The sequence below is a fragment of the Burkholderia catarinensis genome, assembly GCF_001883705.2.
GTDB lineage: Bacteria > Pseudomonadota > Gammaproteobacteria > Burkholderiales > Burkholderiaceae > Burkholderia > Burkholderia catarinensis.
Map to the genome: position 1 here is coordinate 128,340 of NZ_MDEQ02000005.1, position 23,978 is coordinate 152,317.

Annotated in this window: 22 protein-coding genes; 7 read left to right on the plus strand and 15 right to left on the minus strand. The window is 68.2% G+C overall.

Translation table 11 applies throughout. The features are described 5' to 3' along the window. The first annotated feature begins 39 nt into the window (after nucleotides 1-39). On the plus strand, nucleotides 40-1,050 hold the full coding sequence (locus BFF94_RS09760) for a zinc-dependent alcohol dehydrogenase family protein (RefSeq protein WP_128841336.1): 1,011 nt from the start codon (nucleotides 40-42) through the stop codon (nucleotides 1,048-1,050). Between the two features lie 141 nt (nucleotides 1,051-1,191). On the opposite strand, the gene BFF94_RS09765 is transcribed toward BFF94_RS09760, so the two are convergent. The 6 genes from BFF94_RS09765 to BFF94_RS09790 all read right to left on the minus strand — a co-directional run bounded on the left by BFF94_RS09765 (nucleotide 1,192) and on the right by BFF94_RS09790 (nucleotide 8,662). Continuing rightward, nucleotides 1,192-2,778 carry a FadD3 family acyl-CoA ligase gene (locus BFF94_RS09765; RefSeq protein ID WP_281426126.1) on the minus strand — a complete coding sequence of 529 codons (1,587 nt, stop codon included), beginning with the start codon at nucleotides 2,776-2,778 and terminating at the stop codon, nucleotides 1,192-1,194. Between the two features lie 41 nt (nucleotides 2,779-2,819). Next, nucleotides 2,820-3,863 carry a ferredoxin--NADP reductase gene (locus BFF94_RS09770; RefSeq protein WP_128843878.1) on the minus strand — a complete coding sequence of 348 codons (1,044 nt, stop codon included), beginning with the start codon at nucleotides 3,861-3,863 and terminating at the stop codon, nucleotides 2,820-2,822. Nucleotides 3,864-3,878: 15 nt separating this feature from the next. Continuing rightward, entirely contained in the window at nucleotides 3,879-4,397 is a 519-nt protein-coding gene (locus BFF94_RS09775) for a flavin reductase family protein (protein WP_128843879.1), read from the minus strand. Beyond that, complete coding sequence (locus BFF94_RS09780; protein WP_219139256.1) at nucleotides 4,394-6,154, minus strand: FAD-dependent oxidoreductase; 1,761 nt, start codon at nucleotides 6,152-6,154, stop codon at nucleotides 4,394-4,396. The genes BFF94_RS09775 and BFF94_RS09780 overlap by 4 nt, the downstream gene beginning before the upstream one ends. Nucleotides 6,155-6,164: 10 nt before the next feature. Then, a complete protein-coding gene (locus tag BFF94_RS09785) occupies nucleotides 6,165-7,358 on the minus strand; it encodes an acyl-CoA dehydrogenase family protein (RefSeq protein WP_128843880.1) in 1,194 nt (397 codons plus the stop codon). A gap of 164 nt (nucleotides 7,359-7,522) precedes the next feature. Beyond that, nucleotides 7,523-8,662, minus strand: coding sequence for an LLM class flavin-dependent oxidoreductase (locus tag BFF94_RS09790; protein ID WP_128843881.1), 1,140 nt, complete (start codon nucleotides 8,660-8,662; stop codon nucleotides 7,523-7,525). 260 nt (nucleotides 8,663-8,922) lie between these two features. On the opposite strand from BFF94_RS09790, the gene BFF94_RS09795 reads away from it, so the two are divergent. Then, the gene (locus BFF94_RS09795; RefSeq protein ID WP_128843882.1) at nucleotides 8,923-9,273 is read left to right on the plus strand and encodes a VOC family protein; all 351 of its coding nucleotides are present in this window, start codon (nucleotides 8,923-8,925) and stop codon (nucleotides 9,271-9,273) included. A gap of 60 nt (nucleotides 9,274-9,333) precedes the next feature. Here BFF94_RS09795 and BFF94_RS09800 read toward each other — a convergent pair whose 3' ends face one another. Continuing rightward, nucleotides 9,334-10,194: a LysR family transcriptional regulator gene (locus BFF94_RS09800; RefSeq protein WP_219139257.1), complete on the minus strand. Its 861-nt coding sequence runs from the start codon at nucleotides 10,192-10,194 to the stop codon at nucleotides 9,334-9,336. Nucleotides 10,195-10,353: 159 nt separating this feature from the next. Between BFF94_RS09800 and BFF94_RS09805 the strand changes: the two genes are divergently transcribed. Then, nucleotides 10,354-11,742 (plus strand): DHA2 family efflux MFS transporter permease subunit, encoded by a 1,389-nt coding sequence (locus BFF94_RS09805; protein ID WP_219139258.1) that lies wholly within the window; start codon nucleotides 10,354-10,356, stop codon nucleotides 11,740-11,742. A gap of 9 nt (nucleotides 11,743-11,751) precedes the next feature. Here the strand turns inward: BFF94_RS09805 and BFF94_RS09810 are convergent, their stop codons facing one another. The 7 genes from BFF94_RS09810 to BFF94_RS09840 all read right to left on the minus strand — a co-directional run bounded on the left by BFF94_RS09810 (nucleotide 11,752) and on the right by BFF94_RS09840 (nucleotide 17,639). Next, entirely contained in the window at nucleotides 11,752-12,132 is a 381-nt protein-coding gene (locus BFF94_RS09810) for a DUF4377 domain-containing protein (protein ID WP_128841843.1), read from the minus strand. A 371-nt stretch (nucleotides 12,133-12,503) separates the two neighbouring features. Beyond that, nucleotides 12,504-13,292 carry a c-type cytochrome gene (locus BFF94_RS09815; protein ID WP_128841844.1) on the minus strand — a complete coding sequence of 263 codons (789 nt, stop codon included), beginning with the start codon at nucleotides 13,290-13,292 and terminating at the stop codon, nucleotides 12,504-12,506. Next, nucleotides 13,289-14,914, minus strand: coding sequence for a b(o/a)3-type cytochrome-c oxidase subunit 1 (locus BFF94_RS09820; protein ID WP_219139259.1), 1,626 nt, complete (start codon nucleotides 14,912-14,914; stop codon nucleotides 13,289-13,291). Before BFF94_RS09820 ends, BFF94_RS09815 begins: the two co-directional genes overlap by 4 nt. Then, nucleotides 14,904-15,473, minus strand: a complete 570-nt coding sequence (locus BFF94_RS09825; protein ID WP_128841845.1) for a cupredoxin domain-containing protein — start codon at nucleotides 15,471-15,473, stop codon at nucleotides 14,904-14,906. Before BFF94_RS09825 ends, BFF94_RS09820 begins: the two co-directional genes overlap by 11 nt. Nucleotides 15,474-15,483: 10 nt before the next feature. After that, nucleotides 15,484-15,663: a hypothetical protein gene (locus tag BFF94_RS09830; RefSeq protein WP_128841846.1), complete on the minus strand. Its 180-nt coding sequence runs from the start codon at nucleotides 15,661-15,663 to the stop codon at nucleotides 15,484-15,486. 10 nt (nucleotides 15,664-15,673) lie between these two features. Then, the gene (locus tag BFF94_RS09835; RefSeq protein WP_128841847.1) at nucleotides 15,674-16,939 is read right to left on the minus strand and encodes a cytochrome c; all 1,266 of its coding nucleotides are present in this window, start codon (nucleotides 16,937-16,939) and stop codon (nucleotides 15,674-15,676) included. Between the two features lie 13 nt (nucleotides 16,940-16,952). Further along, nucleotides 16,953-17,639, minus strand: coding sequence for a c-type cytochrome (locus BFF94_RS09840; protein WP_504740287.1), 687 nt, complete (start codon nucleotides 17,637-17,639; stop codon nucleotides 16,953-16,955). A gap of 526 nt (nucleotides 17,640-18,165) precedes the next feature. Between BFF94_RS09840 and BFF94_RS09845 the strand changes: the two genes are divergently transcribed. Genes BFF94_RS09845 through BFF94_RS09860 form a run of 4 tightly spaced genes read left to right on the plus strand, consistent with a single transcriptional unit; the run spans nucleotide 18,166 to nucleotide 22,421 of the window. Then, nucleotides 18,166-19,392 carry a CaiB/BaiF CoA transferase family protein gene (locus tag BFF94_RS09845; protein WP_246637263.1) on the plus strand — a complete coding sequence of 409 codons (1,227 nt, stop codon included), beginning with the start codon at nucleotides 18,166-18,168 and terminating at the stop codon, nucleotides 19,390-19,392. Between the two features lie 52 nt (nucleotides 19,393-19,444). Further along, the gene (locus BFF94_RS09850) at nucleotides 19,445-20,194 is read left to right on the plus strand and encodes an acetoacetate decarboxylase (protein WP_128841848.1); all 750 of its coding nucleotides are present in this window, start codon (nucleotides 19,445-19,447) and stop codon (nucleotides 20,192-20,194) included. A gap of 33 nt (nucleotides 20,195-20,227) precedes the next feature. After that, entirely contained in the window at nucleotides 20,228-21,430 is a 1,203-nt protein-coding gene (locus tag BFF94_RS09855) for an acyl-CoA dehydrogenase family protein (RefSeq protein ID WP_128841849.1), read from the plus strand. 37 nt (nucleotides 21,431-21,467) lie between these two features. Continuing rightward, entirely contained in the window at nucleotides 21,468-22,421 is a 954-nt protein-coding gene (locus BFF94_RS09860; protein WP_128841850.1) for a 3-hydroxyacyl-CoA dehydrogenase NAD-binding domain-containing protein, read from the plus strand. Between the two features lie 18 nt (nucleotides 22,422-22,439). Here the strand turns inward: BFF94_RS09860 and BFF94_RS09865 are convergent, their stop codons facing one another. After that, nucleotides 22,440-23,687 carry a PucR family transcriptional regulator gene (locus BFF94_RS09865; RefSeq protein WP_372454169.1) on the minus strand — a complete coding sequence of 416 codons (1,248 nt, stop codon included), beginning with the start codon at nucleotides 23,685-23,687 and terminating at the stop codon, nucleotides 22,440-22,442. Nucleotides 23,688-23,978: the final 291 nt, after the last annotated feature.

A 23,978-nucleotide genomic window follows, 5' to 3' on the forward strand; every position in this document is an offset into this window, starting at 1 on the left:
AATTCCCGATATCCCTTTTTACCGAAACGAGGATGTGCGATGAAAGCAATGCGACTCAAGTCATTTGGCGGCCCGGAATCGTTCGAACTTTGCGACGTGCCCAAACCTGTCCCGCAGACGGGACAAGTCCTGGTCCGGGTACATGCAACGTCCATCAATCCGCTGGATTACCAGGTCCGACGGGGCGACTATCCGGACCTGGTACGACTACCGGCCATTACCGGACACGACGTCTCCGGCGTGGTCGAGGAAGTCGGGCCGGGCGTGACGACCTTCTCTCCAGGAGACGAAGTCTGGTACACCCCGCAAATATTTGACGGGCCGGGAAGTTATGCCGAGTACCACGTTGCCGCCGAAAACATTGTCGGGAAGAAGCCGCCGTCGCTGAGCCATCTTGAAGCGGCAAGCCTGACCCTGGTTGGCGGGACGGCGTGGGAAGCACTGGTCGTGCGAGCGGCGCTAAGCGTGGGGGAAAGCATTCTGGTACACGGCGGCGCGGGCGGCGTCGGTCATGTGGCGATCCAGCTCGCAAAAGCCATCGGCGCAAGGGTGTTCACAACCGTGCGCGAAGCCAACTTCGAGTTCGCACGAAGCCTGGGGGCCGACGTGATAATCGACTACGAAAAGGAGGACTATGTCGACGTCATCATGCGGGAAACGGGTGGCCGCGGAGTCGATGTCGTGTTCGACACTATCGGCGGCAACACATTGTCGCGCAGCCCCGACACGCTCGCGCAACTCGGCCGCGTCGTCACGATCGTGGACATCGCACAGCCGCAAAACGTCCTTCAGGCGTGGGGCAAGAACGCGAGTTATCACTTCGTGTTCACACGACAAAACCGCGGGAAGCTCGATGAGTTGAGCGCATTGATCCTGCGAGGTCAGTTGCGGCCACACGTCGGCGCAGTCTATTCGCTTGCCGACATTCCGCTCGCCCATGCCCGGCTGGAAAGTCCCCGCAACGGTGTTCAAGGAAAAATCGCGATTGCAGTCGGGCCGTCTGCTCATCTCGCCGGCGTGACCTGCCCCAGCGGAGAAAGGAAGTCATGAAGAAGGGCCGGTTTACCGACGAACAGATGGTGACGCCCTGCCCGATCCCACCGCTGCCGCCGAATACCAGCACAGCGCCCTGCGGAAACCCGTTGTCGTTCATGCATTCATCCCGTTCGTCCGCTTCTGCTGCTTCGTCGATCAGGCCGCCGCCTCGGTCCCCGCGCGCAGCCGGTACTTCAGCACCTTCCCCGCGGCGCTCGTCGGCAGTTGCTCGACGAACGTGAAATGCCGCGGCACCTTGTAGTTCGCCATGTTGCGGCGCGCCCAGTCGTTCAGTTCGTCGGTGTCGGCATGCGCGCCCGGCCGCAGCACGACATACGCGTGCCCGACTTCGCCCAGCCGCGTGTCGGGCACGCCGACCAGCGCGACCTGCGCGATCGCCGGATGCGCGGCGAGCAGCCGCTCGATCTCCGCCGGATAGCAGTTGAAGCCGCCGACGATGAACATGTCCTTGATGCGGTCGGTGATCTTCAGGTTGCCGTTCGCGTCGACGCAGCCGAGATCGCCCGTATGCAGCCAGCCCTCCGCATCGACGGCCTCGCGCGTCGCGTCCGGCTGGTTGAAGTAGCCGCGCATCACGTTGTAGCCGCGCACCCAGATCTCGCCGGTCTCGTCCGGCCCGAGCGGCTCGCCGCCCGGCCCCGCGATGCGCAGCTCGACCTCCGGCATCGGCCGGCCCGACGTATAGGCAACCGTCTCCGCATCGTCGCCTTCACGGCACAGCGTCGCGAAGCCGCACGATTCGGTCAGCCCGTAGCCGGTCAGCACCGTCTCGAAGCCGAGTTCCACGCGCATCCGCTCGATCAGGCTCGGCGCGATCGCCGCCGCGCCCGTTACCGCGATCCGCAGCGACGACAGGTCGCGCGTCGCGCGATCGGGCGCGTCGAGCAGCGCGTAGTACAGCGTCGGCGGGCCGGGCAGCACCGACACGCGATCGTCGGCGACGCGCCGCAGCACGTCGGCCGGCTGGAACACGAGATGCGGCAGCACGGTCGCGCCGCTCGACAGCGCGGCGAGCCAGCCGGCCTTGTAGCCGAACGTATGGAAGAACGGATTGACGATCAGGTAGCGGTCGTCGTGACGCACGCCCGCGATCGTCGCCCACGCCTGCGCGGCGCGCAGGTTCTGGCCGTGCGCGGTCATCACGCCCTTCGGGCGACCCGTCGTGCCGGACGTGAACATCAGGTCCATCACGGTGTCGGGCGTCACCCGCGCCTCACGTTCGCGCACCGCGGCCAGCGGCACCGCCGCGCCGCGCGCGAGGAACGCGTTCCAGGTCTCGTCGCGCGCGCCGGGCGGCGGCTCGCCGTCGAACACGACGACGCGCTCGAGCGTCGCGGGCCGGTGCGGCGCGAGCATCGCCGGATACGATTCGCCGAGGAAGGTGCCGCAGCAGAACAGCAGCCGCACGCCACCGTCGTGCAGGATGCCGCTGACCTCCATCCCCTTCATCCGCGTATTGACCGGCACGAGGATCGCGCCGACGGTGTGGATCGCCAGCGCCGCGACGATCCATTGCGGCAGGTTCGGCGCCCAGACCGCGATGCGGTCGCCGGCCTCGATGCCGCTTGCCAGCAGTGCGCGGGCCGCATCGAGGCGCGCGGCGTCGAGTGCCGCGTAGGTCAGCCGGCCATGCTCCGACTCGATCGCCGGATGCGCGCCGTGGCGCGCGGCAGCCCGCGCGATCAGCGCGGGCGTCGTCAGGATTTCATTGTCCATCGTCATAGGCATCAGGATTGCCGTGCGCGCCGCCGGCGCGCCGCGGCTCAGTCGGGAAACACCACGCGCAGCGCTTCGCTCGCGGGCCGCGCGCAACAGGCAAGCGTCCAGCCGGCCGCGATCTCGTCGTCGTCGAGCACGTGGTTGCTGTCGAGCGCGACCTCGCCGCGCTCGATCCGGCACATGCACGCGCCGCATTGCCCCATCCGGCAGGAATTCGGCGCCGGCACGCCCGCGCGCAGCATCGCGTCGAGCAGCGTTTCGCCGGGCGCGCTGTCGAACGCGAACGCGTCGCCGTCGAGCACCGTCTCGATCGCCGCGCCGTCGCCGGGCGCCGCCGTTGCCTCGGCCGACGCCACGGTATCGGCCTGCGCCGGCGCATCGGGCAGCGACGCGAAACGCTCGACGTGCACGCGCGCACGCGGCAGCCCGAGGCCGAGCATCGCGGCCAGCGCGTTCTCCATGAACAGCGCGGGCCCGCAGATGAACGTCTCCTGCTGGCTGAACGGCCGCGCGAGTTCCTCGAGATGGCGCTGCTGCGGGATGCCCTGCACGCTGTCGAGCCAGTGGATCACGCGCACGCGCCCCGGATGGCGCTGCGCGAGCTGCTGCAGCTCGCCGCGGAAAATCACCGAACGCTCGTCGCGGTTCGCATAGATCAGCGTCAGCATCCCGCGCCCGTGCACGAGCGCCGATTTCAGGATCGACAGTACGGGCGTGATGCCGCTGCCGCCCGCGAACAGCAGCAGGTCGCCGTCGAGCGTGCGCGGCGTGAACACGCCGGCCGGCGGCAGCACGTCGAGCGCGTCGCCCGCGTGCACGCGGTCGCACAGCCAGTTCGACGCGCGGCCGTCGCGCACGCGCTTGACGGTGATCTTCGGCGCGGCGTCGATGCCGGGTGCGCTCGACAGCGAATAGCAGCGCGCGACGCTCGCGTCCGCGCACGGCACGTTCAGCGTCAGGAACTGCCCGGGCCGGTACGCGAATGCGTCACGCAACGCGGCCGGTACGTCGAACACGAACGAGCACGCGTCGTCGCTTTCGGCAATCACTTCGGCAACGGTGAGCCGGTGAAAGCGTGAATCGCTCATGGCCGGTTCCTCACGTCACGCGGCCACACGGCTCGCGGGCGCGCCGGGCGTCGTATAGGCGCCGTCGAGATAGACGAGCGGATCGACCTCGCCGCTCATCAGCACCTCGCGGATGCGCCCGATGAACACCGTATGCGTGCCGTACTCGAAGCGGCCGTCCTGCTCGCACACGAGGCTTGCCTGCGAGTCGCGCAGATACGGCACGCCGTGCGGCGACGTGTGCCAGTCGCCGGTCGTGAAGCGCGCTTCGCCCTTCAGCCGGCCGCTGCAGTCGATCGCGACGCCTTCGTGGCGCGCCGACAGCACGTTCACGCAGAACGGTGCGCCCGCATCGAGCGGCGGATACAGCGACGCGGTGCGGTTGATGCAGATCAGCAGCGACGGCGGATCGGTCGACAGCGAATCGACCGCCGTCGCGGACATCGAGTAGCGCCGGCCGTCGTGCGCGCTGCTGATGACCGTGACGGAGCGCGCGAGGCGGCGCATCGCGAGCAGCATGTCGGTGCGCAGCGGATGGGTGGTGAGATCGCTCATGGTCGTACTCCGTCAAGTTCAGTCGTGGATGGCCGGGCTGGCCGGCCGCCGGCATCGGCCGCCTGCGCGGCCAGGTGGTCGGCGGCGATCACCCCGAAGGTCATCGCCGGGCCGAGCGTCGAGCCTGCGCCGGGGTAGCTCGCGCCCATCACCGATGCGCTGGTGTTGCCGATTGCGTAGAGGCCGTCGATCGGCTCGCCGTCGGCGCGCAGCACGCGGGCCAGCGCGTCGGTGACGAGCCCGCCCTTCGTGCCGATGTCGCCCGCATCGATCCTCACCGCGTAGAACGGCGCCTGGTCGACCGGCCCGACGCACGGGTTCGGCTGGTTCCGCGGATCGCCGTAGTACGTATCGAACGCGTTGTCGCCCTTGCCGAACGCTTCGTCGATACCGGTGGCCGCATAGCGCGCCATATCGCGCAGCGTGTCGTGCAGGCCGGCCGCATCGACGCCGATCCGCGCGGCGAGCGCGTCGATCGTGCCGGCCTTCACGAGCACGTCGCGAAACGCGGCCGGAATCTTCGCGTCGGGCATGATCGACGCCGGCATGATCGGCCCGCACGGATACTTGCGGCGAAAGCGCGCGTCGAACACCATCCACGCCGGTACGCTCACGCCGGTGCGCGCATGGTCGCGATACATCGCCGGCACGAATTCGGAATACGGCGCGGCTTCGTTGACGAAGCGCTTGCCGAGGCGGTTGACGATCACGCAGCCCGGCAAGTTGCGTTCGACGAACAGCGCGCGCTGCTTCTCCTCGCCGGCGACACCGACCGTCGGCGCGCCCCATACGTGCTCCATCAGCGCCAGCGCGCCGCCGAGCCGGTGGCCTTCGGCGATCGCGTCGCCGGTGTTGGACGGCGGCGTCGCGCTCCAATGCGCCTGCGTCGGCTGCGGCAGGTAGCGTTCGCGCATCGGCTGGTTGCGCTCGAAGCCGCCCGCGCCGAGGATCACGCCGCGCCGCGCGGCGATCGTCACGGGCTGCCCGAAGCGCTGCGCACGCACGCCTGTCACGCGGCCGTCCACGTCGAGCAGGTCGCGCATCGGCGTGTCGAGCCACACCGGCACGTTGCGGTCGAGCAGCGCGCGGCGCAGCCCGCCGATCAGCGCATTGCCGAGCGTCAGGCGCCGGTCGCGCCGCGTGCGGCGGCGCATGCCGATATCCAGCCAGTAGCGGCCGAACTGCGCGATCGCGAGCTTCATGAAGCCGGGCCCGCGCGAGAACAGCGTGTGCGCTTCCTTCGACGTCACCGCGACGCGCCCGCCGATCAGCGTGCCGGGCGACGGCGGCCGCAACCGGTCGAGCTCGTCGCCGAGCAGCCCGCCGTCGAACGGCAGCGGGTCGAGCGCGCGATAGCCCGGCATCGCGCCCGGCAGCTTCTGGAAATAGTCCGCGTACTTCGGCAGCGCCTGGTAGCGTACGGGCGTCTTCGATTCCAGGTAGCGCAGCATCTCCGGCGCGCGGTCGAGATACGCGTCGAGCTTGTCGGGCGTCGACGCGCCGGCCACGCACGCGTCGATGTAGCGGCGCGCGGCCTCGCGCGAATCGGTCGCGCCGAGCTCGGCGATATGGTGGTTGCACGGCACCCAGATGCCGCCGCCCGATACGGCCGACGTGCCGCCGTACAACGCCGTCTTCTCGATCACGACGACGGACAGGCCGCGGTCGGCCGCGCGGCATGCGGCGAGCAGCGCGCCGGCGCCCGAACCGACCACCACCACGTCGAACGCGTATTGCTGTGCTTGCGTGTCGTTCATCTCGGCCCCGTCAGATGAAGAAATCCGTGTTCTCGCGGCCGAGCATCACGGCGCCGAGGTTCTGGCCGAAACGGTCTACGTTGTTCGCGTAGTGCGCGCGGGCCGCATGCAGGTCGAGGAAACGGCGCACCAGCGGATTGCGGTGATAGATGCCGTTGCCGCCCGCATAGCGCAGCAGCGCGTTCGCGGCCTGCGCGCAGCGCTCGGCGACCTGCGCGGACTGGTAGCGGAAATGCACGCGGCGCTCGATCGACACGGCCGGGCCGCCGGTGACCGACGCCATCAGCTCGGCGAAATTGCGCTTGAGCAGCACCTTCATCTCGTCGATCGCGACGGCCGCGTTCGCGCAGGCGTTTTGCGCGCCCGGATCGTCGGTCGTCTTCGCGCCGCTGTTGGCCGACACGCGCGTGGCCGCATAGCCGGTGAAATCGTCGAGCGCGCCCTGCAGCGCGCCGATGCACGACGTGCACACCGCGCGCACGAAGATCTGCGCGAACGGCAGCTTGAACAGCGGCGCGTCGTTGACCGCCAGGCCGGGGCTCGTGCCCATCATCCCGTCGATCGCCTTGTGCGTGCGGTACGCGGGCACGAACACGTCGTCGACGACGATGTCGTGGCTGCCCGTCGCGCGCAGGCCGAGCACATCCCAGTCCTGCTGGATCCGGTAATCGGATTTCGGCAGCAGGAAGGTCCGGTATTCCGGCGGCTGGCCGGCTTCGGCCGGCGGCACCAGCGCGCCGAGGAACACCCATTCGCACAGTTCGCTGCCGCTCGAGAACTTCCAGTGGCCCGACAGGCGGAAGCCGCCGTCGACCGGGCTCACGCGGCCGACCGGCATGTAGGTCGACGCGATCAGCGTCGCCGGATCGTCGCCCCACACGTCCTGCTGCGCGTGCTCGTCGAACAGCGCGAGCTGCCAGTTGTGCACGCCGACGACGCCGTACACCCACGCGGTCGACATGCAGCCGCGCGCGAGCGCCATCTGGATGTCGAAGAAGGCCTGCGGATCGAGCTCGTAGCCGCCATAGCGCTTCGGCTGCAGCACCTTGAAGAAGCCGGCGGCCTGCATGTCGGCGATCGTCTCGGCCGGGAGGCGGCCCTGCGCTTCCGCCTGCGCGGCGCGGCCGGCCAGCGTCGGCGCCAGCGCCTCGGCCCGGGCGATCAGCGTGGCGGCCAGTGCGTTCGAATCGTTGTCGCGATGCACGAATGTCTCCTGTGGAACGGAGCGCGCGCGGCGGGGCCGGCTCCGGTCTCTCTCAAAGTTGTTCGTCGCGGCCCGCGCCGCGAGCGATGGGTCCTGCCGCCGATGGTCGGCGTCGCGCGGCCGCGCCGCATCGTCCAACCGGACGACGGGCGCGGCCCGGTGCATCATGCGCAGGCGCGCTCCGTCTCGCTGTTGAAGAACGGGATCACGTGCTCGCCGATGTTGCGGATCGTCTCCATCTGCGCTTCATGCGGCACCGTGCCCATCTGGCACAGGAACAGCACTTCGTCGACGCCGGCTTCCTGCAGGCGGCCGACATAGCCGATGCAATCGTCCACCGTGCCGTACGCGTGGTTCGGGTTCATCATCGCGAGCGCCGGATCGGCGAAGTTCACGACGACTTCCTCCGACGCGAAGCGCGAGCGGATCACCATCTCGCCGGTGTCGGCCTGCACGAGGTCGTCGCCCCACTTCGCCGGGTCCGGACGCTCGCCGCCCGTGTACCAGTACGCGAGCGATTCCATGAAGTAGCGCTGGCCGCGGATGCCGATCTTGCGGGCGGCCTGGCCGTCGGCCATCACGACCGTCGGGCACAGCGCCGCGAGGTGCTGGGTCGGGCGGAAGCCGACCTGGTCTTCCGGCTTGCGGTTCGCCCACGCTTCGCGGTACACCGCGTTCTTCTTCGCGACTTCGTCGGGGCCGCCGAAGCCGAGCACCAGCGCGCCCATTCCGCGCTGGCCGGCGCGCAGCAGCGCATCGGTGTTGGTGCACGCGAGGTACATCGGCGGGTGCGGATCCTGGAACGGCTTCGGGTGGATCGGGCGCTTCGGGATCTTGATGTACTTGCCGTCGTGCTCGATCTCGTCCTGCACGAACATCTTCGGCACGAGATACATCGACTCGTCGATCATCGGTTGCAGTTCGTTGAGGTCGTAGCCGAACGCGCCGGCTTCCTGCTGGCTGCCGCCCTTGCCGACGCCGAAATGCACGCGGCCGCCCGACAGGATGTCGAGCAGCGCGACGCGCTCGGCGACCTTGATCGGGTGGTTCATCGCCGGCGGCAGGCACACGACGCCGTGGCCGAGACCGATGCGCGTCGTGCGGCCGGCCAGGTACGCGAGGAAGGTTTCCGGCGCGCTCATGTGCGCATAGTTGGTCAGCGACGTGTGCTCCACGCACCAGATCGTGTCAAAGCCGACCTGCTCGGCGAGCAGCGCCTGTTCGACCGTCTCCTTGAACACCCGGTGGTCGCCCTCGCGCGACGCGTCGGTGGTCTGGGCTTCGTAGATGAGGGAAAACTTCATTGCGTGCGTCTCCATGTATGTTGGACGAGTCGGGGTCGCGCAGGCCGCCCGCACGGTACGGACGAATAGCGACGGTCCACGGATGGGAGTGTCGGCGCGCGGGCGGCCGCGGACATCGTCTGTTTGGAGTAACGGCATGCCGGCGGGGACAGAGGGGTTTCACGGTCATCCGATCGGACTGCGTGAGCGCGCGAACGGCGCGCTAGCATCGAACGGCGGCGCATTGCACGCCGCCGAAATCAAGACAAGGGAGAACCGAGATGAAGGTATCGATGCTGCTGTATCCGGTCGACGACATCGACACGGCGCTGCCGCTGTTCGTCGACGGGCTGGGCCTGAACGTGAAGTTCCGCGACGGCGACCGCTATTGCGCGCTCGACGGCGGCCCGCTGACGATCGCGCTGGTCGCGGGCGACGAGCAGATCGTCGAGCGCGCGGCGCTCGCGCTGCGCGTCGACGCGGACGACGACCTGTATGCGGCGATGGCGCGGGTCGTGAAGGCCGGTGCATCGGTGCGCGTGCCCGTGCAGGCCGGGCCGCACGAGTACCGCGCGGTGCTGGAGGACAAGAACGGCGCGCTGCTCGTGATTTCGCAGAAACGGGCCGCATGACGGTGCGCGGCGCGGGCGCCGGATGCGGGCGCCTCACGCGCTTGACGTGCACGACGTCCGTTACGCGTGCGAGCCCGATGCGCGCAGGTCGCTGGTTTCCAGCAGTTCGAGCAGCGTGCCGGCCGGCTGGCTGAGCCGCTTAGCGGCCAGCGCGATGAATTCGACGTCGGGCAGCACCGGCAGCCCGTCGCCGTTCACGGGCGGCGCCAGGCCGCGCGCGGACAGGTATTGCGACGTCGCGGTCAGCCCGAGCCCGGCGCGCGCGGCCGCGATGCAGCCCGGCTGGCTGCTGCTCGAACACACGACTTCCCAGCCGATCCCCTTTTCCGCGAGCGCATTCAGCACGACCGCGCGCGTGACGCTCGGCTCGGCCACCAGCACGAGCGGCAGCGGCCGTTCCAGATCGACGACGGTGCCGGGCCTTGCGACCCACTCGAGCCGCGCGCGCAGCAGCGGCGTGCCGCGCCGCTCGCCGAGCCGCCGCTTGCCGACCATCAGGTCGAGCGCGCCCGCATCCATCAGTTCGTAGAGCCGGCTCGTCATGCCGGTCGTGATCTCCAGCGCGACGTCGGGATGCGCGGCGCGGAACGCGGCGAGCACGTCCGGCAGCGCGACGAGCGCGAGGTCGTCCGACGCGCCGAGCCGCACGCGCCCCTGCAGCCGCGGCTTGCGGAACTGCGATTCCGCGCGGTTCAGCGCCTGCAGGATCACGTTCGCATGCACGAGCAGCGCCTCGCCGTCGGCCGTCATCGCGATCGAATGCGTGTCGCGCACGAACAGCCGCCGGCCGACGCTCTCCTCGAGGCGACGAATGTGTTCGCTGACGCTCGACTGGTTGAGCCCGAGCTGCCGGCCCGCTTCGGTGAAGCTGCGGCAGTTCGTGACGGTCGCGAACGTCTTGAGCCAGACGGGATTGAGCATCCTGCATTATCATCGGCATCAACGATGACAGTCAATGCCTTGAGGCAGCTTCCCGATGACCATCGGAATCGGTACCATCGAGCGCTTGAAGACCGGCAGGCGCCGCGCGATCGCGCAAAGGCGCCGCCCGCGCCGGCCTGTCGCCCCACCGATTTCGTCATGTCCCGGGAACCCACACACTCCGCGCTGCTCTGGATCGTCGCCGCTGCATTCTTCATGCAGTCGCTCGACACGACGATCGTCAACACCGCGCTGCCTTCGATCGCGCAAAGCCTGCACGCGTCGCCGCTCGCGATGCAGCCCGTCGTGGTCGTCTATACGCTGACGATGGCGATGCTCACGCCGGCGTCCGGCTGGCTCGCCGACCGGTTCGGCACGCGCCGCGTGTTCTCGGTCGCGATCCTCGTGTTCGTGCTCGCGTCGATCGGCTGCGCGGCGTCGCATACGCTCGGCCAGCTCGTCGCCGCGCGCGCCGTGCAGGGCATCGGCGGCTCGATGCTGCTGCCGATCGGGCGGCTCGCCGTGCTGCGCCGCGTGCCGGGCGAACAGTACGTCGCGGCGATCGCGTTCGTGTCGATTGCCGGCCAGCTCGGGCCGATCGTCGGGCCGACGCTGGGCGGCTGGCTCACGCAGGCGATTTCGTGGCACTGGGTGTTCATCGTCAACGTACCGGTCGGCGTGGTCGGCTTCGTCGCCGTGCAGCGCTACCTGCCGCACGACCAGGCGACGCAGCCGCCGCCGTTCGACTTCGTCGGCTGTGCGCTGCTGTCGGTCGCGATGATCGCGCTGTCGCTCGCGATCGACCCGCCGATGCCCGCGCATCGCGCCGCGTGGGCGGCCGGGCTCGCCGGGCTCGGGCTGGCGAGCGCGCTCGCGTACCTGCCGCATGCGCGGCGGCGCGCGCAGCCGCTGTTCCGGCTCGGGCTGTTCCGCGAGCCGAACTTCGGTTCGGGGCTGCTCGGCAACCTGCTGTGCCGGATCGGCACGAGTTCGGTGCCGTTCATGCTGCCGCTGCTGATGCAGGTGCAGCTCGGCTATACGCCGCTGCAATCGGGGCTGATGATGCTGCCCGCCGCGATCGCGGGCGTCATCGCGAAACGCTGGATCGCGCCGCTCGTGAAGCGCTTCGGCTATGCGGCGTTCCTGGTCGTGAATACCGGAATCGTCGGCTGCGCGATCGCGGGGTTCGCGCTGGTGTCGGCGCGGCCCGCGCCGGTGCTGGAAGGCGTGCTGCTGATCGTGTTCGGCGCCGCGAACTCGATGCAGTTCGCGGCGATGAACGGCGTGACGCTCAAGGGGCTGTCGCATGCCGACGCCGGCAGCGGCAACAGCCTGTTCACGATGATGCAGATGCTCGCGATGGGGCTCGGCGTGTCGATCGGCGGCGGGCTCGTCAACCTGTTCGCCGCCTATTGGGGCTCGATGGCGCACGGGTTCATGCTGTCGTTCGCGTGCATGGGTGTGGTGACGCTGCTGTCGTCCGCCGTGTTCCGGCGGATCGATACGGCCGCGCCGCCGCATGCGGTGGCATCGCGGCCGGCCGCGTGAACCCGGCCGTCAGTTCGCCTGGCGGCGCTCGACGACACGCTTGAGCACCCAGCGGATCGACGAACCGTCGGCCGGCGGCCGCGCGACGCGGTATTCGTCGATTTCGAGCGTGTACAGGTAACCGGGCTGGTACGCGAAACCCTCGATGCCCGCGTACCACAGGCTCCACGGCTCGCCCGGGCTGCTGCGCACCTGCAGGCATTCCATCGGCGCGACGCCCGTGCAGCGCGCGGATTGCGGCGCGACGTAGACGGTCTTCGTCACCGGCTTGCCGTCGGCCGGACGGGCCGCGTTCGGCGCGGTGACGGCCGCGTCGGTCTGGCATCCTGCGAGGAGCGTGCTGCCGGCAAGGACGGCCGCGCCGAGCAGCGTTCTGGATTGGCGAATCATCTAATGGTCCTCTGGGAGCGTTGGAGGGCCGGTTAGACGACCGGCGCGGCGCGAAAATTCACAAATACCTTACAGAAAGCGATCCGCCACCCTCATTCGTGGGATGTCGCGTGCGCGCCGGTACATTACCGTGCTCCGGTTCCGCCGCGCGCATCGCCGGCGGCGGCCGCTACAGGAGACAACCCGAATGACCACGGCGCCCGCGGCCATGTGTCGCTCACGACGACGAGCCAGTACCTGCACGCGGACGACGACTGGCGGCATCGCGAAACGGAGGAGAAGCACCGGATCGGGTGGTGAGGTTTCGGCCGGCCGGGCTCGTCCCGTCCGGCAGCGACGCTGCGCTGCCGCCCGACCGCCTGGCGATCCGGTTAGCGCACCGCGCCCGCGTACCAGTCCGCAGCCGCCGCGATTTCATCGGGTGTCAGATTGCGCGCGATATTGCGCATCTGCTCGGAGGCATCGTTGTGTCGTGCGCCGCTCGCGAAATCGGTCAGTTGCGCCTTCGTATACGCGGCCGGCAAGCCGTCGAGCCACGGGCTGCCCGCCTGGTGGTCGATCCCGCCGTGGCACGTCGCGCACGCCGGGACATTGCGCATCGGCGCACCGTGCCCGACGATGTCGGGCGCGCCGCCCGTCCGCGACGGTGCACGCGACAACGACGCATAGTACGCGGCGAGATCGCGCAGGTCCTGATCGTCGAGCCCGCGCACCATCGGCGACATCACCGCGTTCTGTCGCGCGCCGCTCGCGAAATCGCGCAGTTGCTTGTACACGACGATCGCGTACTGCCCGGCCAGGTTCGGCGAGTTCGCATTGCTCATTCCCTTCTCGCCGTGGCACATCGTGCAGCGAAGCGACAGCGTCGCGCCGCGCCCGACCGACAGCCGCGTCGTGTCCGCCAGCAGTTGCGGCGTCAGCTCCACGCGGCTGACCTGGTACGCGGGCGTCACCGTCTCCTCGCCGCCCGCGAGCCATTTGCGCGGCACGCCAGCCGCGCTGCAGATCGCATTCCACACGCCCTGGAACTGCGGATCGCGCTGAACCGACGGCAGCCACACGAACCCGATCAACGCGGACACCAGCGCCACGCCGAGCGTCCCGCCGACGCTCGCGCGAAACCACGGATTGCGCAACGAGAACAGGCGTTCTTCGCTCATCGCCGTGCTCCGATCATGATCGCCGGAACCGACGTGTCGTCGCGCGCCATCAGTTGCACGATCGGATAGCCGTAATTGACAACCGTCAGGCCGATCATCAGCGTGAGCCACAGTGCGAACCCGTTGAGCGCAACGGGCACCGACGGCGATTCGTGCACCGGCGTACTGAAGCGATATGGGTCGGGTTCGACGCGCGGCGCGGTGTGCCCGCGGATCAGCACGACGAAGAACAGGATCGCCGAAGCGACCAGCACGAGCCCGCCGACCGCCGACATCACAACCCACACGGCCTGCGCCGCCAGCGCCGGATCGCCGTAGTCGTAGTAGGCCATCCGGCGCGGCATCCCGAGAATGCCGACCCAGTGCCACGGAAACGTCGTGACGATCATCCCGATGAACCACAGCCAGAGCTGCCAGCGCATCAGGCGCCATTGTTTGAGCGCGCGTCCGGTCAGGTGCGGCCACAGGTCGTAGGCAATCGCGAAGTACATCGTGACGATCGCGCCGGCAAAGATCAGATGGAAGTGCCCGGTGATCCACTGCGTGTTGTGGATCGTCGTATCCAGTTGGTAGCTCATGTTGATGAGGCCGCCCGCGCCGCCGAACCCGAGCATCACGAACGAGAACGCAAGCGCGAGCATCTGCGGGTTGTCCCACGGCAGTGCCGCGATCCAGCCGAATGTGCCCTTGCCGCCGCGCAGCCGCGCGGCGATCTCGACCGACGCACAGATCGTGAAGACCGTCAGCAGGGTCGGCACCGCGACCAGCGACGTGAAGACCGACTGCAGGAACTTGAACCCGGCGCCGACCTGCGGATCGGTGAACAGGTGATGAATGCCGATCGGCATCGACACGACGAGGAACAGGATGAACGAGATGCGTGCCATCCCGTCGCTATACAGGCGGCCGCCGATCGCGCGCGGAATGATCGTGTAGTACGCGATGTAGGCCGGCATCAGCCAGAAGTAGACGATCGCGTGCAGCGTCCACGAGAAGAACACGCGCGCCAGCCCCGCGTCGATGGTCGTCCTGAAGCCGAGCGCGACCGGCAGGATCTGGAACAGCACCTCGAGTGCCGCGCCGACCGCGGTCCAGCCCCACAGGTATGCGCCGGCCACCGTCGCGAACATCGCGAGCGGTACAGTCTGGCCCGGGTGGTCGCGCTTCCACCCGGCCAGATTGATCGACATCAGCGCGACCCAGATCCACGACCCGACCACGACGAGCACCACGCCGATGTAATAGAACGCGTCGCCGATCATCGGCGGATAGAACGTGTACAGCACCGATGCCCGCCCCATCGCCACCGGCACGCTCGCCGACACCGCGCCGAGCGCCAGCAGCGCCAGCCCGCCCCAGGCCCAGCGCGGACCGATCAGCGGCCGCTTCAGCGCGAGTTCGGTCACCGCGTAACCAAAGCCCATCGCGATCAGCGTCGGGAATACGTAACCCATCACGGTGCCGTGTTCGGTCACCGACCGGTAGTACAGCTCGGGGTCGCGTAGCCATGAATGAAGCGGGCTGCGCACGATCATCTGCCATGCGCCGAGCGGCAACGCGACGCCGAACGAGATGAACGCAAGCCAGAAATGCGCGAGGACGAGGCGTCGGCTATTTAACACAGCTCAGTCTCCGGGTGCCGGCGGCCATCTGCTGGAAAGCCGCCTTGTCGATGACCTTCACGTGCGCCCACATGCCCTGGTGGCCGGTGCCGCAATACTCGTGGCACGGCATCAGGTGATCGGCGGGTTCGGGAAAGCGCGTCCTGAATGTCGCGATGTAGCCGGGCTCCACCATCGAATTGAGGTTGGTCCCGGTCACGAGGAAGCCGTGCACGACGTCGGCGCTCGTCGCGCGGAACGTGATCGGCGTATCGGCGGGCACGAGCACGCATTGCGGCGTGAACGAATACTGCTGCGCGACGATCCGCACCGTCACCGAGCCGTCTGCTTCCAGCGCGCTGCCGAGATTGCTCTCGACGAACTCGCCCGCGACGTGCAGCGACTCCGGCCGGATCGTCTCGACGCGCGACGGCGGCATCATGCCCCAGTGCAGGCCCGTATAGATGACCATGCAGACCATCACCGTCACGATGCCCACGGCAACCGTGGCCCAGCGCCGTTCGATGCGGGCAGCGATATCGGCGGAGGCCGTCGGTTCGTCGATGGAAGGATTCTTCATGGTGATCTGGCTAGCGGATCACGCCGCGCGGCAGGAAGACCAGGAAGTAGAACGCGAACCATAGCGCGACGACGATCGCCGTCGCAGTGCCGGCCAGCGCGATCGCGCCGCGCGGGCCGCGCCTGACGATCTCGTCGACGCGTTCGTGTTCCGGGTCGGAAGCACCGTCGTGCGGCGCGGGCGATGGCATCGTCGTGTCCTCAGAAGATCGGCGCCGAGCGCAGCGCGTTGACGTCCTTCGCGCTCACCGGCTTGCCGTGATTACCCCATGTGGTGCGGACGAACGTGACGACGGCCGCGACCTCCTCGTCCGACAGCAACTGCGCGAACGGCGGCATCCCGTACGGCATCGGATTGCGGCGCGTGCCGGGCGCATAGCCGCCGTTCAGCACCATGCGGACCGGGTTGACCGACGACGTCATCTGGATCGACTGGTTGCCGGCGAGCGGCGGAAAATGCGGCGGCTTGCCGCGCCCGTCCGACGCATGGCAGATCGCGCATTGCGCGTCGTAGATCTTGCGGCCGAGCGGTGCGAGGCGATGGGTCTCCTCCGCAACGGTCGCCGGCGGCGGCGCCGTATCGACTTCGCCGCCCGAGCGCCCCGGCAACGACTTCAGATACACGGCGACCGCACGGACGTCCTCGTCGTTCAGGTACTGGAAGCTGTCGTAGACGACCTCGGCCATCGGCCCGTAGACCGCGCCGCGATGCGACACACCGGCCTGCAGCAGATCGACGATCTCGGTCAGGCTCCAGTCGCCGAGGCCCGCTTCGCGATTCGACGTCAGCGACGGCGCATACCACTGCTGCAGCGGAATCAGCCCGCCCTGGTACGCTTTCGAGCGCGAGTTGCCGCCCAGTGCGTTGATCTGCGTATGGCACATCGTGCAGTGGCCAAGCCCCTCCACGAGATACGCGCCGCGATTCCATTCCGCGGATTGCGCGGGATCGGGCTTGTACTCGCCTGCGTGGAAGTACAGCGTGCGCCAGCCGAGCAGCAATTGCCGCTGATTGAACGGGAAACGCAGTTCGTGCGCACGGTTCGGCTGATGGACCGGCGGAACCGACAGCAGGTACGCATAGATCGCATCGGAATCGGCGCGCGTCACCTTCGTATACGACCCGAACGGCATTGCCGGATAGATGAACTGGCCGTCGCGCGAACGGCCGTCGTGCATCGTCCGGTAGAACTCGTCGGCCGTCCAGGCGCCGATGCCGGTTTCCTTGTCCGACGAGATGTTCGGCGAATAGATCGTGCCGAACGGTGTCTCCATCGGCCGGCCGCCGCCGAACAGCTTGCCGGCGGGAATCGTGTGGCACGCGATGCAGTCGCCCGCGCGCGCCAGATATTCGCCGCGCGCGATCAGTTGCGCCTGCCCGTCCGGCTTCGGCGCATCGGCCGCCTGCGCAGGCACGATGCACACGAGCAGGACGGCGAGCGCTTCGAGGATGCGTGAACGGATCACGGTGCGGCTCCGGCTAGTGGCCCATGCTGCCGCAGGCGAGCGGCAATTTCGCTGTGTCTTGCGCCGCCGGCATCGGATTCTGCGGCGCCGGTTGCGCGGCGAGCCACGCCGCGACCGCCGTGATGTCGTTCCCGGACAGCTTCGATGCGATGTCGTGCATGCAATCCGGCGCCAGCGCTCGGCGCGTGCCGTAACGCCACGCACCCAGTTGCGCGCTGATGTAGTTCGCGTGTAGCCCCACCAGCCCGGGAATCGCCGGCGCCATGCCGGTCAGTTCGCGGCCGTGGCAACTCGCGCAGGCAGGCACGCCGCGCTCGGGATCGCCGGCCGTGACGAGCGCGCGCCCGCGCTCGAGATCCTTCGGATCGGCGGCAGGCGCTGCTGGCGGCGGATACGGCGGATGCTGCGCGGCGAAGTGCTCGGCGATCTGGCGCAGGTACGGGTCGGGCAGATACGCGAGCAGGTAATTCATCGGCGGATACTTGCGGCCGCCGTCGCGAAACGCACGCAGCTGCAGGTACAGGTAGCCGGCAGGCTTGCCGGCGAGACGCGGGAAGTAGTCGCTGTCGGTGCCCTCGCCATGCGCGCCGTGACACGCAGCGCAACCCATCACGCGCGCCTGCATCGTGTCGGGAGCGGCCTCGGTCGCCGGTTCGGCCGCGCAGGCCGGGGCGCTCCACCGGAGGCATGGCACGATCAGCGCGACGATGAGCAATGCGATGCGATACGTCACCGGCGTCCTCGTTTGTCTGACTTTTGTGGGAGCAACAACGTCGCACCGTGCGGTCGTTCGCGTGGCACGCGCTCGCGACCGCAACTTGCATCGCCTCGATCGTGTTGTCGGGCGAAGTGCGTTTAACCTTAGGAGCTAACCGGGACAGTTTCAAGAAATCCGTTCGTCAACCTGGCGCAAGCAAAATGAATGCGTCGACGGCTGGTGGCCCCAACCATTCGACGCACCTTCACCGTGTTCCGATGCCTGTCCGCTTCGCACCATTGGATGCATGCGCAACGACCCGGAAAGCGATGCTTCCGCTCGACCGGCGCCCTCTGTTTTACTCGATCGGCTCGCGACGCCGCTTTGTGTCTTTCCACAAATCGCATTGGTGATTTCAACAGTTCGGCGCGCGCATCGCGTTGCTAGAGTTCAGCACGACCGCTCGCGCAGCCGGTCGGCGATTCCCGGCAGGATTCCCCGGGTACTGGAACGCGGCAAGGGAGGCATCGTGAAGGCAGACAATATCTTCTCCGACCTGAAGGTCGTCGACCTCGCCAGCTACATCGCCGGGCCGGCCGCCACCACGATCCTGTCGGACTACGGCGCGGACGTGATCAAGGTCGAGCCACCCGGTCAGGGCGATCCGTATCGGCAGTTCTATGCGACGCCGCCCAATCCCGTGTGCGAGCGCAACTATGCGTGGCAGCTCACTAACCGGAACAAGCGCAGCCTCGCGGTCGACCTCAAGCATCCGGCCGCGAAGGACGTGCTCGCGCGGCTCGTCGAATGGGCCGACGTGCTGGTCACGAACTTTCCGCCGAAGGTGAAGCATGCGCTCGGGCTGACCTATGAGCAGGTCGGCCCGCTGAACCCGCGCCTGGTCTATGCGGACATCACGGGTTACGGCGCGCACGGCCCGGAAGCCGATCGGCCGGGCTTCGACATCACCGCATACTGGGCGCGCACCGGCCTGATGGAAGTCACGCACGACGCGGGCAGCCCGCCGACGCTGCCGATCCCCGGCATCGGCGATCACGCCACCGCGAGCACGCTGTACTCGGCGATCGTCACGGGCCTCTACCGTCGCGAGAAGACCGGACGCGGCGGCCATGTCGGCACGTCGCTGATCGCGGAAGGCGCGTGGGCCGCGGCCGCGTGGATCGAAGGCGGCCTGAACGGCGCGCGCTTCTTCGGCCAGCACAACCGCAAAAACCCGCCGAACGCGCTGCTCAATCCGTATCGCACCGCCGACGACCGCTGGGTGCTGCTCGTCGCCGCGCAGGAAAAGGACTGGCCCGGCTTCGTCGGCGCGGTCGGCCTGCCGGACCTGCCGCGCGATCCGCGCTTCGCCGACGTCCGCCTGCGCGTGCAACACGCCGCGGCCCTCGTCGAGATCCTCGATCCTGTCTTCGCGAGCCGCCCGCTCGCCGAATGGAAGCAGGCGCTCGATGCGCAGCGCGTGATCTACGGCGTCGTGCAGATCGCCGAGGAGATCGTCAACGATCCGCAGATGCACGAGAACGGCGTGTTCCTGCCGATCGACGATCCGGCGGTCGGCGCACGGCATACCGTCGCGAGCCCGCTGCACGTCGCCGATACGCCGAAGGAGCCGCCGCGCCGCGCGCCGCGCCTCGGCGAGCACACGCGCTCGGTGCTCGCCACGCTGGGGTTCTCGGCCGCCGACACGGACGGCCTGCTGCAGAGCGGCGCGGTCAGGCAGGAAGGCGCCGACTGATCCGTATCCGTTTGCATGGCGGCACGTGACGCCGCCCATAGAGGGGAACACGATGACCGAAGCCGAAGTGCTCGCATCCGCATTCGCGATGCCGCTGACCAGCCCCGCATACCCGAAGCCGCCGTTCAGGTTCGTCGACCGGGAATTCATCATCATCACGTACCGCACCGACCCGGCCGCGCTCGAACGCGTGGTGCCCGCGCCGCTGAAGATCGTGGAGCCGGTCGTGAAATACGAGTTCATCCGGATGCCCGACTCGACCGGCCTGGGCTCGTACACCGAATCGGGCCAGGTGATTCCGGTGACGCTCGACGGCGCGCCAGGCGGCTACACACATGCGATGTATCTCGACAACCTCGCCGGCATCGCGGCCGGGCGCGAACTGCTCGGCTTCCCGAAAGTGCTCGCGTCGCCGAAGCTCGAAGTGCGCAACGACAGCCTCGTCGGCACGCTCGATTACAACGGCGTGCGCGTCGCGACCGCGACGATGACCTACAAGTACCATGCGCTCGATATCGAACAGGTCCGTCAGTCGTTCGAGACGCCGGGATTCCTGCTGAAGATCATTCCGCACGTGGACGGCGTCACGCCCCGCCTGTGCGAGCTCGTGCGCTTTCACTCGTTCGACGTGAACATCAAGGGCGCATGGACGGGCCCGGCCTCGCTCGAACTGCATCCGCACTGCCTCGCGCCGGTCGCGAAGCTGCCTGTGCTCGAAGTGCTGTCGGCCGTGCACATGGTCACTGACCTGTCGCTCGGCAACGGCGAGATCGTCCACGACTATCTGCGCTCGGCCGCCTGACGCCGCGCCTCTTCCGTTACCCGGAGCCCCGCCATGACCACCCGCGATCATGCTTCCCCCCCGCTACCCGAAGCGGACGGCGATTTCTACCAGCTCGCGCGCACGCTGCCCGACGACGAAAACCAGATCCGGCTGAGGGTCCGCGCGTTCATGGAGAAGGAAGTCCAGCCGATCATCAACGAGTTCTGGATGCGCGACGAATTCCCGTTCGAGCTGCTGCCGAAATTCAAGGCGCTCGGCATCGCGGGGCTGCCGTTCCAGGGTTATGACTGCCCGGGCAAGAGCACGACGCTGATGGGCTTCGTGATGATGGAGCTCGCGCGCGTCGACGCGTCGATCTCGACGTTCTTCGGCGTGCATACGGGGCTCGCGATGGGCTCGATCGCGATCTGCGGCTCGGACGAGCAAAAGCGCACGTGGCTGCCGCCGATGGCGGCGCTCGACAAGATCGGCTCGTTCGGCCTGACCGAGCCGCTGGTCGGCTCGGGCGCGTCCGGCGGCCTGACGACGAGCGCGCGGCGCGACGGCGACACGTGGATCCTGAACGGCCAGAAGAAATGGATCGGCAATGCGACCTGGGGCGATCTCACCGTCATCTGGGCACGCGACGTCGCCGACAACCAGGTCAAGGGCTTCATCGTCGAGAACCGTACGCCCGGCTTTCACGTGGAAAAGATCCAGCACAAGATGGCGCTGCGCGTCGTGCAGAACGGGCTGATCACGATGACGGACTGCCGGGTTTCCGAGGCGAACCGGCTGCAGAACGCGAATTCGTTCAAGGACACCGCGCAGGTACTGAAGATGACGCGCGCGGCCGTCGCGTGGGAGTCGGTCGGCTGTGCGACCGGCGCATACGAACACGCGTTGCGCTACGCGCAGCAGCGTCAGCAGTTCGGCCGGCCGATCGCGTGCTTCCAGCTCGTGCAGGACCTGCTGTTCCGCATGCTGTGCAACATCACGTCGACGCAGGCGCTGTGCTTCCGGCTCTCGCAGATGCAGGACGCCGGCATCATGCAGGACGAACACGCGTCGCTCGCCAAGGGCCTGTGCACGGTGCGCATGCGCGAAACCGTCGGCTGGGCGCGCGAACTGCTCGGCGCGAACGGCATCCTGCTCGACCATCACGTCGGCCGCTTCGTCGCCGACGCCGAAGCGCTCTATTCGTATGAAGGTACCCGCGAAATGAACGCGCTGATCGTCGGTCGTGCGGTCACGGGCTTCAGCGCATTCGTGTAATTCCGCCGCCGTTCATCCTGCTGAAAGGAGCGTCTCCATGGCCACCCCGATCAAGCGTGTCGCGGTCATCGGTACCGGCGTCATCGGCGCGAGCTGGGCCGCGCTGTTTCTCGCGAAAGGGCTCGACGTCGCGGCGACCGACGTCGCGCCGGACGCCGAAGCGCGGCTTCGGCAATATCTCGACGCGGCCTGGCCCGCGCTGGAAGAACTGGGGCTCGCGCCCGGCGCGTCACGTGAGCGCCTGACGTTCACGCACGATCTTGCCGAGGCCGCCGCCGGCGCGGGGCTCGTGCAGGAAAACGGCCCCGAGCGGGTCGACTTCAAGCGCACGCTGTACGGCCAGCTCGATGCGCTGCTGCCGCCCGACGTGCCGATCGCGTCGAGTTCGTCGGGCCTCACGATGAGCGAGATCCAGAAAGGCTGCCCGGCGCACCCGGAGCGCTGCGTGATCGGCCACCCGTTCAATCCGCCGCACCTGATTCCGCTCGTCGAGATCGTCGCCGGCGCGCAGACGTCGGAGCAGACCGTCGAGAAGGTCACGGCCTTCTACACGTCGCTTGGCAAGCGCACCATCCGCCTGCACAAGGAAGTGCCCGGGCACGTCGCGAACCGGCTGCAGGCCGCGCTGTGGCGCGAGGTCGTGCATCTCGTGTCGACCGGCGTCGTCAGCGTCGCGGACGCGGATGCGGCCGTCTGCTGGGGCCCCGGCCTGCGCTGGGGGCTGATGGGCCCGACGCTGCTGTTCCACCTCGGCGGCGGCCAGGGCGGTATCGAGCACTTCTTCGAGCAGTTCACCGGGCCGATGACCGCGTGGTGGGCCGTGCTCGGCACGCCGCAGCTGTCGCCGGACGTGCAGCGCACGCTGATCGACGGTGCGCTGCGGGAAGCGGACGGCCGCTCGATCGACGCGCTCGCCGACCTGCGCGATCGCCAATTGCTCGGCTTGCTGAAGCTGCGCAACGAAAGCGATCGCGTCGCGCGCAACGATTGACCGGCCAGCCGGCGGTGATCAGTGCACGGCCTGTGCAGCGCGGCGCAGCTTCAGCGCCACGTCGAGCCGCGACACCCACGACACGTCGTCGAGGCTCGCGCCGAGCAGTGTTTCGATCCGCTCGATGCGATAGCTGAGCGTGTTGGCGTGAATCGCCAGCGCGCCGGCCGTCTTGCCGAGACGCTGGCCCTGCTCGAAGTACGATTCCAGCGTCGCCAGCAGTTCAGGTTCGGACGACAACTGCTCGAGGAGCGAAACCAGATAGCGCCGCACGTTGTCGGCGCGGCGTGCGCCCTCCTCGATCACGATCGACGCATACGGGCACACCTTGTCACGCCGGTCGTTCGCGGCGCCCGCGTCGAGCGCCTTGACGGCTTCCTCGACCGACGCGGCCCAGCCCGCCGGCCCTTCGTTCATCAGGCCGATACCGATCCGGCGAATCTGCGGCAGCGCGGCGACCAGCGCGCGGGCGCGCTCGGTCGTCAGCCGGTCGCTCCGGCACAGCGAATCGCCATGCACGCACGGCGTCCACAGAATCAGCCGGCCGCGATGCCACGCGCGCACGAGGTTGTCGGGCGACGTGCCGAGATGCCGCGCCGCCGCGATCCCGATGCGCTCGCACGCTTCGCCGCGCTCGCCCGGCGTGTGGCCGTCGAGATCGACGTCGATCGCCAACGCGATGCGCGACACCGCGAAATCCAGCCCGAGCGCTTCGGCGGTCGAATGAAATCCCTCGATATCGCCCGGCGAGTGGAACACGATGCTGTACAACTGGTGCAGCAGCGTCTCGCGCCAGCGCGCCTGCTGGTACTGCTCGGCCAGATAGGTCTGGACGATGGTCTGCGCGACGACGTCGAAGTAGTCGAACAGATACGGCGATACGCTGTACAGGAGCTCGTCCGCGATCGCACGGTCGTCTTCGCCGAGACCGATATACGCGCGCCAGACTTCGCGCATCCCGACCCGCAACGCCAGCAGCGTGGACTGCAACGGCACGCGCTGGTACACGCGGCGGCGGCCGATGTCCTGGAACGCATCGACGTCCTGCGTGGACGGCGGTGCGCCATCCAGCAGCGTGCGAAACCAGATCGTCGCCGACATCTCGACCGATTCGAAAACATCCCGGGTCGCGGCCGGCGCGAGCGACTGATGGCCGTCGAGCATCGCAAGTGTTTCATACGCGCGTTCGACGACCGGAGAAAGATCCTCCGCCAGCGACGTCGTCCGTTCACGCAGACGGTCGCTGATGCGGGGTACGTTATTCAACACGAAATTGTCCTCTCGACCCGCGCGCCACCTGGGTTGTTTCGGTGAGTGAAACGCGAGCATGGTTGATCCGACCGGAACGCACTGCGCGTCCGGCATCCATCGAAACGGCCGCTCCACATGCGATGTGCGGGGCGTCGTACTTGTGCATGGCAGCACGTGCGAAGGCCGTTTCGTGTCCCCTTCCGCCCCACGATTGGGCGTATGATTTCGCGCATGGCGCGGCGGTGCCGCCGCGCCTCGCAAGGTGCACCGAGGTCGGCCGGCGGCACGCCGATCGACTCGATACGG